The organism is Parcubacteria group bacterium (assembly GCA_041659505.1).
In the GTDB taxonomy this organism is placed as follows: Bacteria; Patescibacteriota; Minisyncoccia; order Moranbacterales; family UBA2206; genus UBA9630.
On the sequence record JBAZYF010000001.1, the window covers coordinates 366,183 to 379,393 of the forward strand.

12 protein-coding genes are annotated in these 13,211 nt (G+C 40.5%); 6 read left to right on the plus strand and 6 right to left on the minus strand.

The features are described from left to right. Positions 1-16 precede the first annotated feature (16 nt). Positions 17-2,752, plus strand: coding sequence for a DNA polymerase I (gene polA, locus WC848_01580; protein ID MFA5961353.1), 2,736 nt, complete (start codon positions 17-19; stop codon positions 2,750-2,752). Positions 2,753-2,881: 129 nt separating this feature from the next. Beyond that, positions 2,882-4,555 carry a right-handed parallel beta-helix repeat-containing protein gene (locus WC848_01585; GenBank protein MFA5961354.1) on the plus strand — a complete coding sequence of 558 codons (1,674 nt, stop codon included), beginning with the start codon at positions 2,882-2,884 and terminating at the stop codon, positions 4,553-4,555. 302 nt (positions 4,556-4,857) lie between these two features. Here WC848_01585 and WC848_01590 read toward each other — a convergent pair whose 3' ends face one another. Both WC848_01590 and WC848_01595 read right to left on the minus strand, forming a co-directional pair. After that, complete coding sequence (locus tag WC848_01590) at positions 4,858-5,604, minus strand: class I SAM-dependent methyltransferase (protein MFA5961355.1); 747 nt, start codon at positions 5,602-5,604, stop codon at positions 4,858-4,860. A gap of 201 nt (positions 5,605-5,805) precedes the next feature. Continuing rightward, complete coding sequence (locus WC848_01595) at positions 5,806-6,537, minus strand: hypothetical protein (protein ID MFA5961356.1); 732 nt, start codon at positions 6,535-6,537, stop codon at positions 5,806-5,808. Positions 6,538-6,702: 165 nt separating this feature from the next. Here WC848_01595 and WC848_01600 point away from each other — a divergent pair, with 165 nt between their 5' ends. Beyond that, complete coding sequence (locus WC848_01600) at positions 6,703-7,911, plus strand: ATP-binding protein (protein MFA5961357.1); 1,209 nt, start codon at positions 6,703-6,705, stop codon at positions 7,909-7,911. 18 nt (positions 7,912-7,929) lie between these two features. Beyond that, positions 7,930-8,676 (plus strand): helix-turn-helix domain-containing protein, encoded by a 747-nt coding sequence (locus tag WC848_01605; GenBank protein ID MFA5961358.1) that lies wholly within the window; start codon positions 7,930-7,932, stop codon positions 8,674-8,676. 8 nt (positions 8,677-8,684) lie between these two features. On the opposite strand, the gene WC848_01610 is transcribed toward WC848_01605, so the two are convergent. The 3 genes from WC848_01610 to WC848_01620 form a co-directional block, all read right to left on the minus strand. Further along, positions 8,685-9,527 carry a Bro-N domain-containing protein gene (locus WC848_01610; protein MFA5961359.1) on the minus strand — a complete coding sequence of 281 codons (843 nt, stop codon included), beginning with the start codon at positions 9,525-9,527 and terminating at the stop codon, positions 8,685-8,687. Between the two features lie 173 nt (positions 9,528-9,700). Continuing rightward, positions 9,701-10,564, minus strand: a complete 864-nt coding sequence (locus WC848_01615; protein MFA5961360.1) for a hypothetical protein — start codon at positions 10,562-10,564, stop codon at positions 9,701-9,703. Positions 10,565-10,616: 52 nt separating this feature from the next. Next, positions 10,617-10,802: a hypothetical protein gene (locus WC848_01620; protein ID MFA5961361.1), complete on the minus strand. Its 186-nt coding sequence runs from the start codon at positions 10,800-10,802 to the stop codon at positions 10,617-10,619. A gap of 170 nt (positions 10,803-10,972) precedes the next feature. On the opposite strand from WC848_01620, the gene WC848_01625 reads away from it, so the two are divergent. Beyond that, positions 10,973-11,731 (plus strand): helix-turn-helix domain-containing protein, encoded by a 759-nt coding sequence (locus WC848_01625; protein MFA5961362.1) that lies wholly within the window; start codon positions 10,973-10,975, stop codon positions 11,729-11,731. A gap of 69 nt (positions 11,732-11,800) precedes the next feature. Here WC848_01625 and WC848_01630 read toward each other — a convergent pair whose 3' ends face one another. Beyond that, complete coding sequence (locus tag WC848_01630; GenBank protein ID MFA5961363.1) at positions 11,801-12,106, minus strand: hypothetical protein; 306 nt, start codon at positions 12,104-12,106, stop codon at positions 11,801-11,803. Between the two features lie 121 nt (positions 12,107-12,227). Here WC848_01630 and mutM point away from each other — a divergent pair, with 121 nt between their 5' ends. Next, positions 12,228-13,169: a bifunctional DNA-formamidopyrimidine glycosylase/DNA-(apurinic or apyrimidinic site) lyase gene (mutM, locus tag WC848_01635; protein ID MFA5961364.1), complete on the plus strand. Its 942-nt coding sequence runs from the start codon at positions 12,228-12,230 to the stop codon at positions 13,167-13,169. Positions 13,170-13,211 lie beyond the last annotated feature (42 nt).

Sequence of the window (13,211 nt, forward strand, 5' to 3'; positions counted from 1 at the left end):
TATTTTCAAAAATTTTATGGAAACCCCCAAACCCGAAAAACTCATCCTTATCGACGGTAATGCTATCATCCATCGATCATACCACGCTCTCCCGCCGTTCACCACCAAAAATGGCGAGCTAGTGAATGCAGTTTATGGATTTGCCTCAACTTTGCTTTCCATCATTGCCAAGTTCGAGCCGAAATATATCATAGCCACTTTTGATTTGGCCGGACCGACTTTTCGCCACATTGAATATGCGGAGTATAAGGCGACGCGCGCGAAAGCGGATGATGCGCTTTATGCGCAGATTCCTCGCGTCAAGGAAGTGACCGAGGCGTTTGGTATTCCGATTTATGCTGTCGCCGGCTTTGAAGCGGATGATGTGATTGGAACACTCGCAAAACAAGCGAGGGAAAACTCTCGGGAGCTAGAGACTATTATCGTCACGGGCGATATGGACACATTGCAATTAGTCGATGATGTGACTTCGGTGTACACGATGCGCCGGGGACTGACTGACGCCGTGCTCTATGGCAAGGCGGAAATTTTTGAACGCTTCTCACTGGCACCGGAACAGTTGATTGACTACAAAGGTCTGCGCGGAGATCCGTCAGATAATATTCCGGGCGTAAAAGGCATCGGCGAAAAAACCGCTATCGAACTTTTGAAGACTTACGGCACATTGGAAAATGTTTATGCCCATTTGGAAGACATCAAAAAACCACTGCGGGAGAAACTGGAGAAAGATAAAATGATTGCGATTCAGAGCAAAGGACTGGCCACAATTTCCCGAGTTGTCCCGGTCACGCTAGATCTGGAAAAAGCGGTAACAAAAGATTTTGACAAAGAAAAATTGGTCGCGCTTTTCACGGAACTTAATTTTCATAGTCTCAAAAAAAGACTATTGGGAAATACGACTGACAGCAAATCAAATAAAGCTGACCAGAAAAATGCTCCGACGGAAAAATCAGAAGGTATTAAAGATTTTAAATTTGAAATAGCTGACCAGAAAAATTTTCCAGAACTGCTCGCGAATCTAAAGGAGCAAAAAGAACTGGCTATCAAGCTTAGAACTAATGGCGTCTCTGTGCACGCTAGCACGCTTTCTGGCATTGCCATTGGCTATAAGACTGGTCGCGCAATCTATTTCGATTTAGAGAATAAAGAAATTTTTTCGGAAATAAAAACACTCTTGGAAAATCCACAGACGGAAAAAATTTGTTTTGACTTGAAAAGTGATTGGGAGGTTTTGCAAAACGCCGGGGTAAATCTCGCCGGAAACTATTTCGATATTCTGCTTTCCAGCTATGTTCTTAGCCCGGGCCGGAAAATAACTTTGCCTGATCTCGTCGCGGAATTTTTACAAGAAGAAATGGCCGAAGAATCCAAAAAGGGCCAACTAGGCCTTGAGATTGAAAGTACCGAAGACATTGCCCAAAAAAATTGCGCCGTCGCCGACTATATTTTCAAACTGAAAAAAATCCAAAAAGAAGAAATCGAAAAAATCAGTGCGGAGCAAGTGAAATCTGGAAATTCTCCGGCGCACACGCTCAGTACGGTTTTTTGCGAACTGGAAATTCCCCTGGCTAAAGTTTTGGCACAAATGGAACTATCTGGCATCAAATTAGACACTATGATTTTTGCCGGCATTTCCGAAACGATCACGAAACGCATTGCGAAGCTCGAAGAAAATATCTATGCGCTTTCCGGCACAACTTTCAACATCGCCTCTCCCAAGCAACTCTCTGAGGTGCTGTTTGAAAAAATGCACTTGCCGGTCGGAAACATTAAAAAAGGTAAATTCGGCGTCATCTCAACGGCTTCGGCGGAACTGGAAAAATTGAAAGGTGAACATAAGATCATTGAAAAAATCGAAGAATACCGCGAAATCACAAAACTGAAAAATACCTATCTCGACACCCTGCCAGAAATGGTCGACAAAAATTCCCGCCTCCATTCTACTTTCAACCAAGCCGTCACCGCCACCGGTCGCCTCTCATCCTCTGATCCCAATTTGCAAAACATTCCCACCCGCACCGATCTGGGACAACTTTTGCGCACGGCGTTTGTCGCTGAAACTGGTCACAAACTCGTCAGCGCCGATTATTCTCAAATTGATCTGCGCGTAGTCGCTCATGTTAGTAGTGACAAAAAAATGATCGAGCTGTTTCATAAAGACGAAGACATCCACCGTGCCACTGCGGCGGAAATCAACAACCTCACGCTCTCGCAAGTGACGGACAAAATCCGCCGCACCGCCAAAGAGCTAAACTTTGGTGTGATTTATGGCATGGGCTCCTTCGGTTTTTCCGCCCGCGCCGGCATTTCACGCGATGATGCGAAAAGATTTATCGATGCCTATTTTGAAAAATTCCAAGGGGTGGCGAAATATATGCAAGGGATTCGCGAATCCGCCAAAACCAACGGCTACGTCGAAACAGAAATCGGCCGCCGGAGATATATTCCAGAAATCAACTCATCCAATTTTCAGTTACAAAGCGCCGCCGAACGGATGGCGATCAATATGCCCATCCAAGGCCTCGCCTCAGACATCATGAAAATCGCTATGCTCCACGTCACTAAAGAATTTGAAAATAATCCCGATGTCAAAATGCTTCTCCAAGTCCACGATGAAATTATTCTCGAAGTCAAAGAAGATCTGGCCGAAGAAGTAGCGCAAAAAATCAAAACGATTCTTGAAAAAGCCTACACTCTCAAAGTTCCACTCGTGGCGAACGTTGAGATTGGGGATAATTGGGGAGAATTGTAGAAATATAGTAGGTTAGCTTTTTTCACAACTCAAGAAAATAGCCAGGAAAATATTGCCCGAAGAAAAAATAATTGATATCATTCCAGCATCAATTGAAGAATTTCATAAATTGATCAACGGGATTAAAAAATGAAAAAAACTTTATCCATAATTATACTCATGTTGTTGCTACCAATAGGAGTTATGGCAACATTTCAGATACCATCGGATCGCTCCATCACATGGACAGGAAATGCTGGAGTAAATGGAGGCATTCCGATTAGAACTACTATTTGCCAAACTATTACAGCATCTAGTGGAGACAGGACAGCTGAAATCCAGACCGCCATAAACAACTGCCCATCAGGTCAGGTAGTATTGCTAGGTGCTGGGACATTTAACATATCTGGGTTACAAATGAAAACCGACGTCACTTTGCGTGGTTCTGGCATGGGATCAACAATAATCGTGCCAAGTGGTTCTGAGTTTATTCATTTTGGAGCTTATGGGGTAGATTATGGTACAGCCGTTGGGCTATCAAGTGGATTAACTAAAGGTTCAACCTCAATCACAACCTCTGGGAATCACGGATGGAATGTGGGTGATTGTATTGTTATCGATCAATTAAACAATGCGGCAGGAGACCCGCCAGTCACTAATGTCGGAGAAGGTGGCAGTATGACCATGAGCGGCCGAACAGGAGATGGGACAAGGGCAATCCAACAAGTAGTCAAATTGGTAGCACCTACATCTGGAACCACGGCAACGCTTGAAATCCCGCTATACTGGACTATGGATGGTACAAAAACACCGCAGGCAGCAAAAGTAACAATGCAAGTTACAAACGCTGGGATTGAGGATTTAACTTTTAACTCATCCTACTTCTATAACGTTACCATTTTCAATGCCGATAATTGCTGGCTGAAGGGAGTGGAGTTGAATGGATTTTCCGAATCTGGAATGGGAATTTATTTGACAAATGCTTATAGAATCCAGATTGAAAAATGCAATTTTCATCAGGTGGTTGCCGGGACAGCTAATGACAACTACGCAATTACCTCAGCAATGACGGGTAGCGCGCATCTGATTCAAAATAACACAATCCATAACGTATCCTGTGGGGTAGTGATTCAGGGTGGATTTTCTGGCGGAGTCATTGCTTACAATTATCTGACAAACATATGGCAAGAGGTATATCCAACCGCAAATAGATATGCAATCGGACTTCATGGTGGGCATCAATTTCAAAACTTATTTGAGGGAAATGTAATCGAAGGTGCTCTTTTTAGTTCTGATAATTACTGGGGGTCAAATAGCAATAATACATTATTCCGAAACAGAATCCATATGGATTATACGAAAGTGGATCAACTGGTCACTCTTGGGGTGTCAAACAACCAAACATACTACAATGTGATTGGAAATTATCTTGGCACTGCCGGACAGGACGACGCATATGAAACCACAACTATCCCGTATGCACCATCATCTAAATATATTTATTTTACCCCTTCTGGGGCATGTAAAACAACAATGCTCCGACATGGAAACTGGGACGCAGTAACGGCAGGACAAAAATGGTGTGATAGTAGCGGAGAGCCTGGATGTCAAGGTGCAACTGTAGATCATTCATTGCCTGATTCACTTTATTATGACTCAAAACCAGCATTTTTCGGGTCCATCGCATGGCCACCAATTAATCCAGAAACCCCTTTTGTCGCTGATATTCCTGCGAAAGTATATTATGATACTGGTTCATGGCCAGATACAGGAGGCGATGACACCACGCCACCAAATGTGCCTAGCGGGCTGAGCGTGGAATAAAGAGCTAAGAAAATTTGAAAATAATCCGGAAGTGGAAATCGGAAATAATTGAGGGGAATTGTAAAACTAGCTAACAACTATTTTATTATGCTTCATTGTTATCAATATTGTTAATAATCATGAATCATTAAACACGAATTGCTTATCCCCTCTCCTTAACAAGGAGATTTTACCTTCAACGACTTGGAGGGAAAAGGGTGAGGCGAATTTAACTTTACTAATTAAAAACATAGAAAAAAGGAGTTGCAATGATTGGCAACTCCTTTTGATTATACCTGCAGAAAAAATCTTTTCCCCCTTTCTTATTTCGCGATAAAAATTTTGTAGATAGGATCATCTAAAAACTTCCGCCAGAAATTTTCCCCGTATTTCCGAATCCCCTCATTAGATACAAAGCACGGAAGCCATTCAACAGAAAACCCGATTTTTTCCAGGACTTCCTGGTAAGTTTTTTCACTCCAATAGATATCATCGAAGTCAAGAAATTTACTACCACCAAAATCAGATAGAGAAACATTGGACGGCTCGCCTTCTCGGCCAGTTGGTGATGAAATTCTTACGCCATAACCATCGTAGTCAGAGAAAGGAACGACGACCGCCAAAAATTCACCACCGGACTTGAGTACTTTCTTGACGTTGGAAAACAATTTTTCCAGCATTGCTCGTTCCGTACAGTAATGTACCGATAAAATTGCCGTGACCAAATCGAATTTTCCCAAATCGCTCAAGTCATCAATAGCATTTCTGATTAAATATTTGATGGGTTCGTAAGAATCAATTTCCCGTGCTGTAATAATTTCTTTTTCAGAAATATCAATGCCTACAACTCTCCGCGCTCCGCATGAAAGTGCTAGACGACTGGAATTGCCCATGCCACAACCAACATCCAATACTCTCTTTCCAGAAAGATCGCCTAAATGCTTAACCAACGATGGCTGGAGAGTTAACTCTCGTAGTTCTCGTCTCGAAGCCTTGGCATATTCATTTGCATTGGCATCATACATCACGGCAGTATCTGCAAACATCTTGTCCTGATTAATTTTTGACATATTATTTATTCCTTTTTTTAATGTGCAAATTTAATTTTCCCTCCATCTCAAGCCTCAAAACAATTTTGAAACTTGGGAAAAGGAGGCGAGCATAGTGCGATGATACGCGTGCTCGCCTTTCCTACAATAAAGAACGATTTAGGAGAATTAAGAGATATCTTCCTCAAGGATTATCTCTTGTTTTACCGGCTTAGATCTGTTTTATTGATGTGGAACTTCCAAATGCCAGTTGCCATTTTTAAAGCCATCATATTTTTGGTTAAACTTATCACCAAAAATCAGGGGCTTAATACTTTCCCAGAATTTCAAAAGTCTGGTCAAGCCCGATGAATCATATTCAGCATAGCGATTTATTTGTATCATCATAAATAAATTTTCACGCTCTACACCATAATAAACCCAGAGTCTAACGCACCCGTCTTTCGTAGTGGTCGACATGCAATGGAAAGAACCATGGTACTTGTCAAAGTCATCTGAAGAAATCCATCCAAGCTTGCAAAAAACATTCTTTGCTTCTTCCTTCCTGTCATTGTCTTTCCATAGATTAATCAAGTTGTTACAGAATTCAATGCACTCCTCATCGGAATTCAACATTTGAAATGCTTTGCTGATAGGAATGCGACTTCTATTAATAGTATCGTGAAAATAGAAAATAGCCACTTTCTCCCGATCATGAAAAGCTTTTTCGCCGATTATGATAGTATTCAATATATCGCTCATTACTATTCTCCTTGTTTTAAAGGTACATTTTTTTGTCTCCCCGAGAATCCATTTCTCAGCTTGACTCCGGAGTATAGCACGTCTATTGTTTATTGTCAACAGTAATCTTGCGACAATATTGACATAAGTTTTAAACTGATGTATAATTAAGCCAGGATAAGGGATTTTTGGAATTTGGTCAGTTTGAGATTGACAGAAATCGATAGTGGACATTTTGCGGACAGTCTCTACGAATTACGAATTTGTACGAATATACGAATGTAAAAATAACCCCCATGTGACTAGTTTTAGTTATATTTTAGTCAAACTTTAATATAACTTGACTATAGTTTTAGTTTGATATATACTATAGTCATAATTGTTAACTTATTCATTTTTATGCTCTACAAAAGAAAAATTAACGATGAAATCCTAAAATTCCTTGATTTAGAGGAAATAATTGTTTTGCATGGCGCCCGGCAAGTTGGTAAGACGCATATTTTACTGTGGCTGGAAGATTATCTGAAAAGCAAAGGAGAGGATGTATATTACATAGATTTGGAAGATTCGCGGTATAAAAAGCTACTAGACCTAGGAACCGCTGAATTTATCACCCACCTGAAGGAGGAGGGACATTTCCCGAAAGAGAGCAAAAAAACTTTTGTATTTATTGATGAAATTCAGTATCTGGACAATCCTTCTGAGTTTTTGAAACTGATTGCCGATCATCACAAAAATATCAAGTTGATCGTGTCGGGATCTTCCAGCTTTGAGATAAAAAGCAAATTCAAAGATTCGCTTGTCGGACGAACGATTAATTTTGAAATTTTTAACCTATCTTTTGAGGAATACTTAATGTTCAAAAAATACACCTATACTCCAAGTAAAAAAACAACAGCGCTAAAGCAAGCCGAATTAAGAGCTCTCTACAGAGAATTCGTTTTGTTTGGCGGCTATCCAAAAGTGGCACTGATTGACAATATTGAATTAAAAGAAAAGCGCTTGCAGCAAATCATTGATACCTACATCAGAAAAGATATCAAAGAATTAGCCAACATCGATAATATTGAAAGTTTCAACAAATTATTGGAGGTTTTGGCATCGCAAAGCGGTCAATTGGTTAATAGCAAAGAATTAGCCAACACTTGCAAGCTATCCGCAATAACGATTGAAAAATATTTATTCATTCTCGAACAAACCTACATAATAAAATTAGTCAGGCCCTATAATAAAAACATTCGCAGCGAACTTTCTAAGATGCCAAAAGTATTCTTTTATGATTCTGGATTGATGCAGATGCTTTGGCTCAAAAGTTTGCAAAAAGAGCTTATTGGCAATGTTTTTGAAACTAGTATTTTCAGTGAACTCGTGAAAAAATATGGGAGAGATAAGGTTTATTATTGGCGGACAAAAGATAAAAAAGAAATTGATTTTATCGCTATTCCCAAAAATGAAATTGTTCCCATCGAAGTTAAAATTAATTTTAACAAAGCTAATCTATCGGCCATAAACTATTTTTTAGAAAATTATAAACTGAGCAAATATCAAATAATTGGTCTTGATGGATATGAACAAAGAAAGGGCTGGGTTTATCCCTGGGAGATTTAAAATAAATTACACCTTTTTATGGAAAACGAACTAAAACAACTTGGGCTCACACCCAATGAAATCAAGATCTATAACGCGCTGTTGGAATTGGGCGAAAATACGGTGGGGCCACTGATCAAAAAGCTGGGGATGCATCGCCAGGTGGCTTATGACGCGCTGGAAGGATTAGAAAGTAAAAAGATGATTTTGAAAACTACCAAAAATAACCGCTTGGTTTTTCGGGTGGCTAATCCGCAAAATATTCTCGACAACATCAAGCAACAAGAAATCATCGCTTCTAGTTTGGTCGAAGAAATCAATTCCAAACTAACCGGTCAACAAAAAGGTCAAGAGATTCGAGTTTATGAAGGCGCCAAGGCTTATCGAGAGTTAATTAAAAGAAAAGATGATTTGATGCCGGAGAATTCGCAATACCTAGTTGTCACTGGCGCGGCGATGAAATTCAAAGAAATAATGCTCAAATCCGGTGTGTTTGAAAGAAGTAACCGCATCCGCATGAAAAAAAATATCAAGACAAAATTGATTTTTGGCAACATCAGCTCCGCGGAAGCCCAGCTTGTCAAACGCGCCAACTCGGAATATCGCTTTTTGCCGGAAGGCTATTCTTCGCCAACATCATTTGACATTTGGCACGACTCCATCACTCTCAATTCCTATGGCTCGGGAAACGGCGATGATATGTTTTGCATCGAAATCAAAAACGAAGACTTCCGCCAGTCTTATCTGACCTATTTCGATCTGCTTTGGAAGATGGCGAAAAAATAATTGAAATGCTATTTATTCAAAAGCCTCTTATTCTCCGGATTTTTTATAAAATTCTTTTTAGAAACCAGCGATCTGCCCAACTTAGTTTCCAATTCTTTTCTGGCATTGCCAGCAATTCTTCCGCCAATCTTTGCATCATCTTTCAGCTTTTTCACGCCTTTGGAATTTTCATTTTTATGAATTTCCGTTGTCGACCGCTCGCCAAGCATCGTAAAAATCAGCTCGAAATCATCCATATGATCACGCAAGTTTTCGCGCTTCAAGCCTTTTAGTTTTTTGTATTCAACCGGCGTCACGCCAAAAGTCGCTTTAGAAATTTCCGCTGTCAAAATTTCATAATCTCGATTTTCTCTTGCGCCTCGCTTTTGCCACTCATCCGTCAGTTCTTCGCGAATTACAATCCCGCGCATGCGCTTTTCGATCCAATCCTCGGAATAGCCCTTGAGCTTATAGAGTGCTCTGGTTCTTTTGGCTGCCAATTCCGGATCTTCGATTTCCTGCACTCGCTCATAACCAACTTTCGCCAGCCAGCGCTTCAGAGGCTCGGCTTTGGGCGAAGGAATTGATTGAATAATGCGAAACATCCCTTCGGTGTTAGCGCAATCGGTTTCACGCATTTTTCCATCAGGAGCCAGCAATTTCAACTGTCTACAAATTGTAGATAGTTGAAACTCGGCCTCATCTTTAACTCTTGCCTTCATCGCAGTCCAATAAACACTTGGGCGATCGCTATCTGTAAGCGCATAAATTACATCCACAACCGAAAACCACCATTCATTTTGATAGATGATTTTTCGAATTTCCTTGCCCTTGAAAACGGCAACTTTCGTGGAGAAAATATTTTTGTTCATATTTTTTTGTTTTAAAAAAATTATAGTGTTATTGTACCATTATAAATATCTTTTTGCAACTACTCCTTTTTTAGGCATAGAAAAAAGGGAATTGCTATGATAAGCAATTCCCCTTAAACCCTAAAACAAAGAACTAATGCGAGAGCAGCTCTGTTGCGCTGCTCTCCGAACCATCATTCAAACATCGCTGAAAGCGGGAGCACTCCTACGCCCCTTGCTTCCCATCTTTTTTCATACCGCCGAAGTTGTTCTTTATCGTCCTTCCCCTCTCCATTAGAGAGATATAAAACTGCCAAATAATAATCACTCGGACGGTTTTTGTTATATTTTTTTAGCCATATAGATATGGCATTATTTTCCCCTTCGAGACCTTTTCGACTTCCCTTTATGCGAATCCTTCGATCTGCAACAAAAAGAAAGTCTCCTTCTTTCCTGACACTACCCCGAAGAGGAACATGCCAAGCCACCTCAAGAAAACTGGGAGGATCAATATCAACAGGATACAGGGAGACACAGAGTACTTCATGCTCTCCTTCTGAAACATCAACACGAAAATCTGGAGACTCACATGATTCAAATGCGCGTTCGAGCGCATCTACCCTTTCCGCTCTGCGCACCTGAGTTTGGTGATTCCTCTCGTCGATTAAACTTATCTCTGCGAGAGTGTCCTTTCGCACTCTCTCCCTCTCCAATTCCGAAACAGCAAGTGCGGCAACCAATACTTCCGCGGCTTCTTTTTTTAGCGCACTTTTCAGCGCACCTCTCCTTGCCAACTCGATATTGCAATCCGAATCGGACGAAGCGGCAACGAAGAGGATGTTACGACTTTTCAAATAATCAGCGATTTCAATTGTGTTGCCACCGATTATGCAAAAGTCCAGAATCGCTCCAGCAATTTTTTCAGTCGTTAGTGTTTGAGATCTCCAATCAGCGACACTCTCAAGCTCAACGACTTCAAAACCATTGGAGTTCAGAACCTTTTGCCATCCATCCCGGATTGATTTTATATCTTCTACTATCACTATTGTATTTTTCATTTCTCTCTCCCTGCTCCATTTCTACCCCGCCGATGCAGACGGCAATTCATTGCTACCATCGTTTTATTCCAGCTACTGCAAGAATTGTCCCAAAAACACTCAATACAACTATTCCAGTAGCAGATAACATCCCCATACTTTGACATGATCTTCCGCCTTCAAATCCAAATTCCCAAATTAAGGCAAGAACCATGAGTGCCAATCCAACCAAAATCATCAAGAAACCTTTCTTTTTCATTTTCTTCTCCTTTTCACTCCTTCGTTTATTGCTATACATATTCGATTTTAAAATAACTCTCTAATTCAGCTTAACGAGAAAGTATAGCACCAAAATACTATTTTGTCAATATATTTTGATGATAATATAATGATATTGACTTGGCTATAATAAAGGTGTATAACATAAGCATGTCAAATAATCTTGATAAAAATTTATTATCAAATCTCCAAGCGCTAGGCCTGTCTGAAAAAGAAGCGGTTGTTTATGTCGATCTTTTGAAAAAAGCCCGGCCAGTCGGCAGTTCCAAGATAGTGACTAGCACCGGACTTCACGGGCAATATGTCTATAATTCGCTCTATGCACTAGAAGAAAAGGGGCTGGTCAAGCACAGTATCGTGAATGGTCGCAAGAAATTTGAATCCAATCCACCGGCACGTATCAACAACTTAATTGAAGAAAAACGGCTAGTGGCAAAAAAGACACTAGAACAACTAAGTGACATCGCTGTCCGCCCAATAGGGCAAGAATTCGAAGTGTATCAAGGCGAAACCGCCTACATCCAAAGGCAGTTCGATACCTTGGAAATTATGCCTGAAGGCGAAGAAATGGTAATTATTTCCACCGATTGGGGCGAGTTGTTCACTGAGAAGCGGACGGATTTTCTTGATGCCTATGAAAAACGGCGCAATGAAAAAAAAATTTCTATTCGTTTCATTCTAAATGAAGGGCTACGCAAAGTCGCCAAGCGATCAGACGAGACGCGCCTCCGGACTCAGTACCGCTTCCTACCGGATCATCACAGCTATGGCGGAATTTGCGTCTTCAATGATGCGGTAGATTTCTTCCTGAAAGGTGACCCAATTACTGTTTTTTCTTTCAAAAACCAAAAAACTACCGCCGGTTATCGCAATTTTTTTGAAGTATTGTGGGGAATGGGGAAAGAATAGACAAAGAATTTATACATAGAAAAAAGGGCACGGCCACAATAGGCAGTTCCCTTTTTTTATTTTTTTTGATCATATGCTTTTTTTCCTTAGTTTTTCGACCAATGCATCTGATACAACATTAGCCAAGATTGTCATTGCGTGCTCAATGGCGGTGCGCGTCAAGGTGAAATTTAATAGAGTCAAGAGCGATTCTATCGCCAAGGCAAGCGTTTCATCCTTGACCCCCATAGTATCAATTGAGAAAAAAGCAACAAATTCTCTTTTTTGATTTTCAAAGAACAATTTTGCATCTTCCTCATTTTTGATACCCGCAATTTGCACCGTGAGCAGACGATCTGCCCTATTTTTCAAAACAACAAAATTATGTTTTCTCATGATTGCTCCTCCTTTTTTTTGGTTGTTGTTTTTAAAATTAGATTTGGCTACAAAAATCAGCCTGATGCAAAAAAATCTTTTTTATGCTAGTCTAGAAAAGCTAAATTTTGATTGATAAAGTATGCCAGAACTGCCAGAAGTTGAGACAATTACAACAGATTTAAACCAAAAAGTCAAGGGATTGATTATTACAAAATTTTGGTCAGATTTTCCGTCGGCCATAAAAGGCACGACGCTTTTGCAGTTTCAACGCGAGATGAAAAACAAAAAAATCCTTTCCGCCCAGCGGGTGGGGAAAAATATATTCCTCCATCTTTCTGGCGGGAAATCGCTGCATATTCATTTGCGGATGACGGGACATTTGCTTGTGAAATTAAATCCACCTCACCCTAGCCCTCTCCTTAGTAAGGAGAGGAGACAAAAATACAAAAAAAGCCCTTCTCCTTACCAAGGAGAAGGTGGCCGTAGGCCGGATGAGGTGGATTTTTTCAACGATAAGGTCAATCAATATATTCACCACATTTGGTATTTAAATAAAAACAAGACATTGGAATTTTCTGATTTGCGAAAGTTTGCAACGATGCGACTTCTGGAGACAAATAGTATTAAAAAATATTTGGCGGAAAAAAAGATTGGTATTGATGCGATGAGTGAACAGTTTACGCTGACAAAATTCAATGAACTGCTTGACGCTAAACCAAAAATGCTCATTGGCATCTTCCTCCTTGATCAAAGTATCATTTCCGGCATTGGAAACATCTATCGCAGTGAGATTCTTTTTGCCTCCGGAGTTTTGCCAGAACGCAAAAATGAAAGTCTGGAAAAAGACGAGCGCAAAAAAATCTTTCTGGCCACAAAAAAAATCCTAAAACTGGCCATCAAAATGCGCGGAACATCCGACAGTGATTATCGCGACTCAGATGGTGCGCCGGGACATTTTCAAGAAATGCTAAAAGTCTATCGTCGAGATAAATTGCCATGTCCCGCAAAATGCGGCGGACTAATTTTGCGCAAAAAAATGGCACAAAGAAGTGTGTTCTTTTGTGCCAAATGCCAGAAATAATCTAACTTTTTTTGTGTCATTCCCGCGAAGGCGGGAATCCAG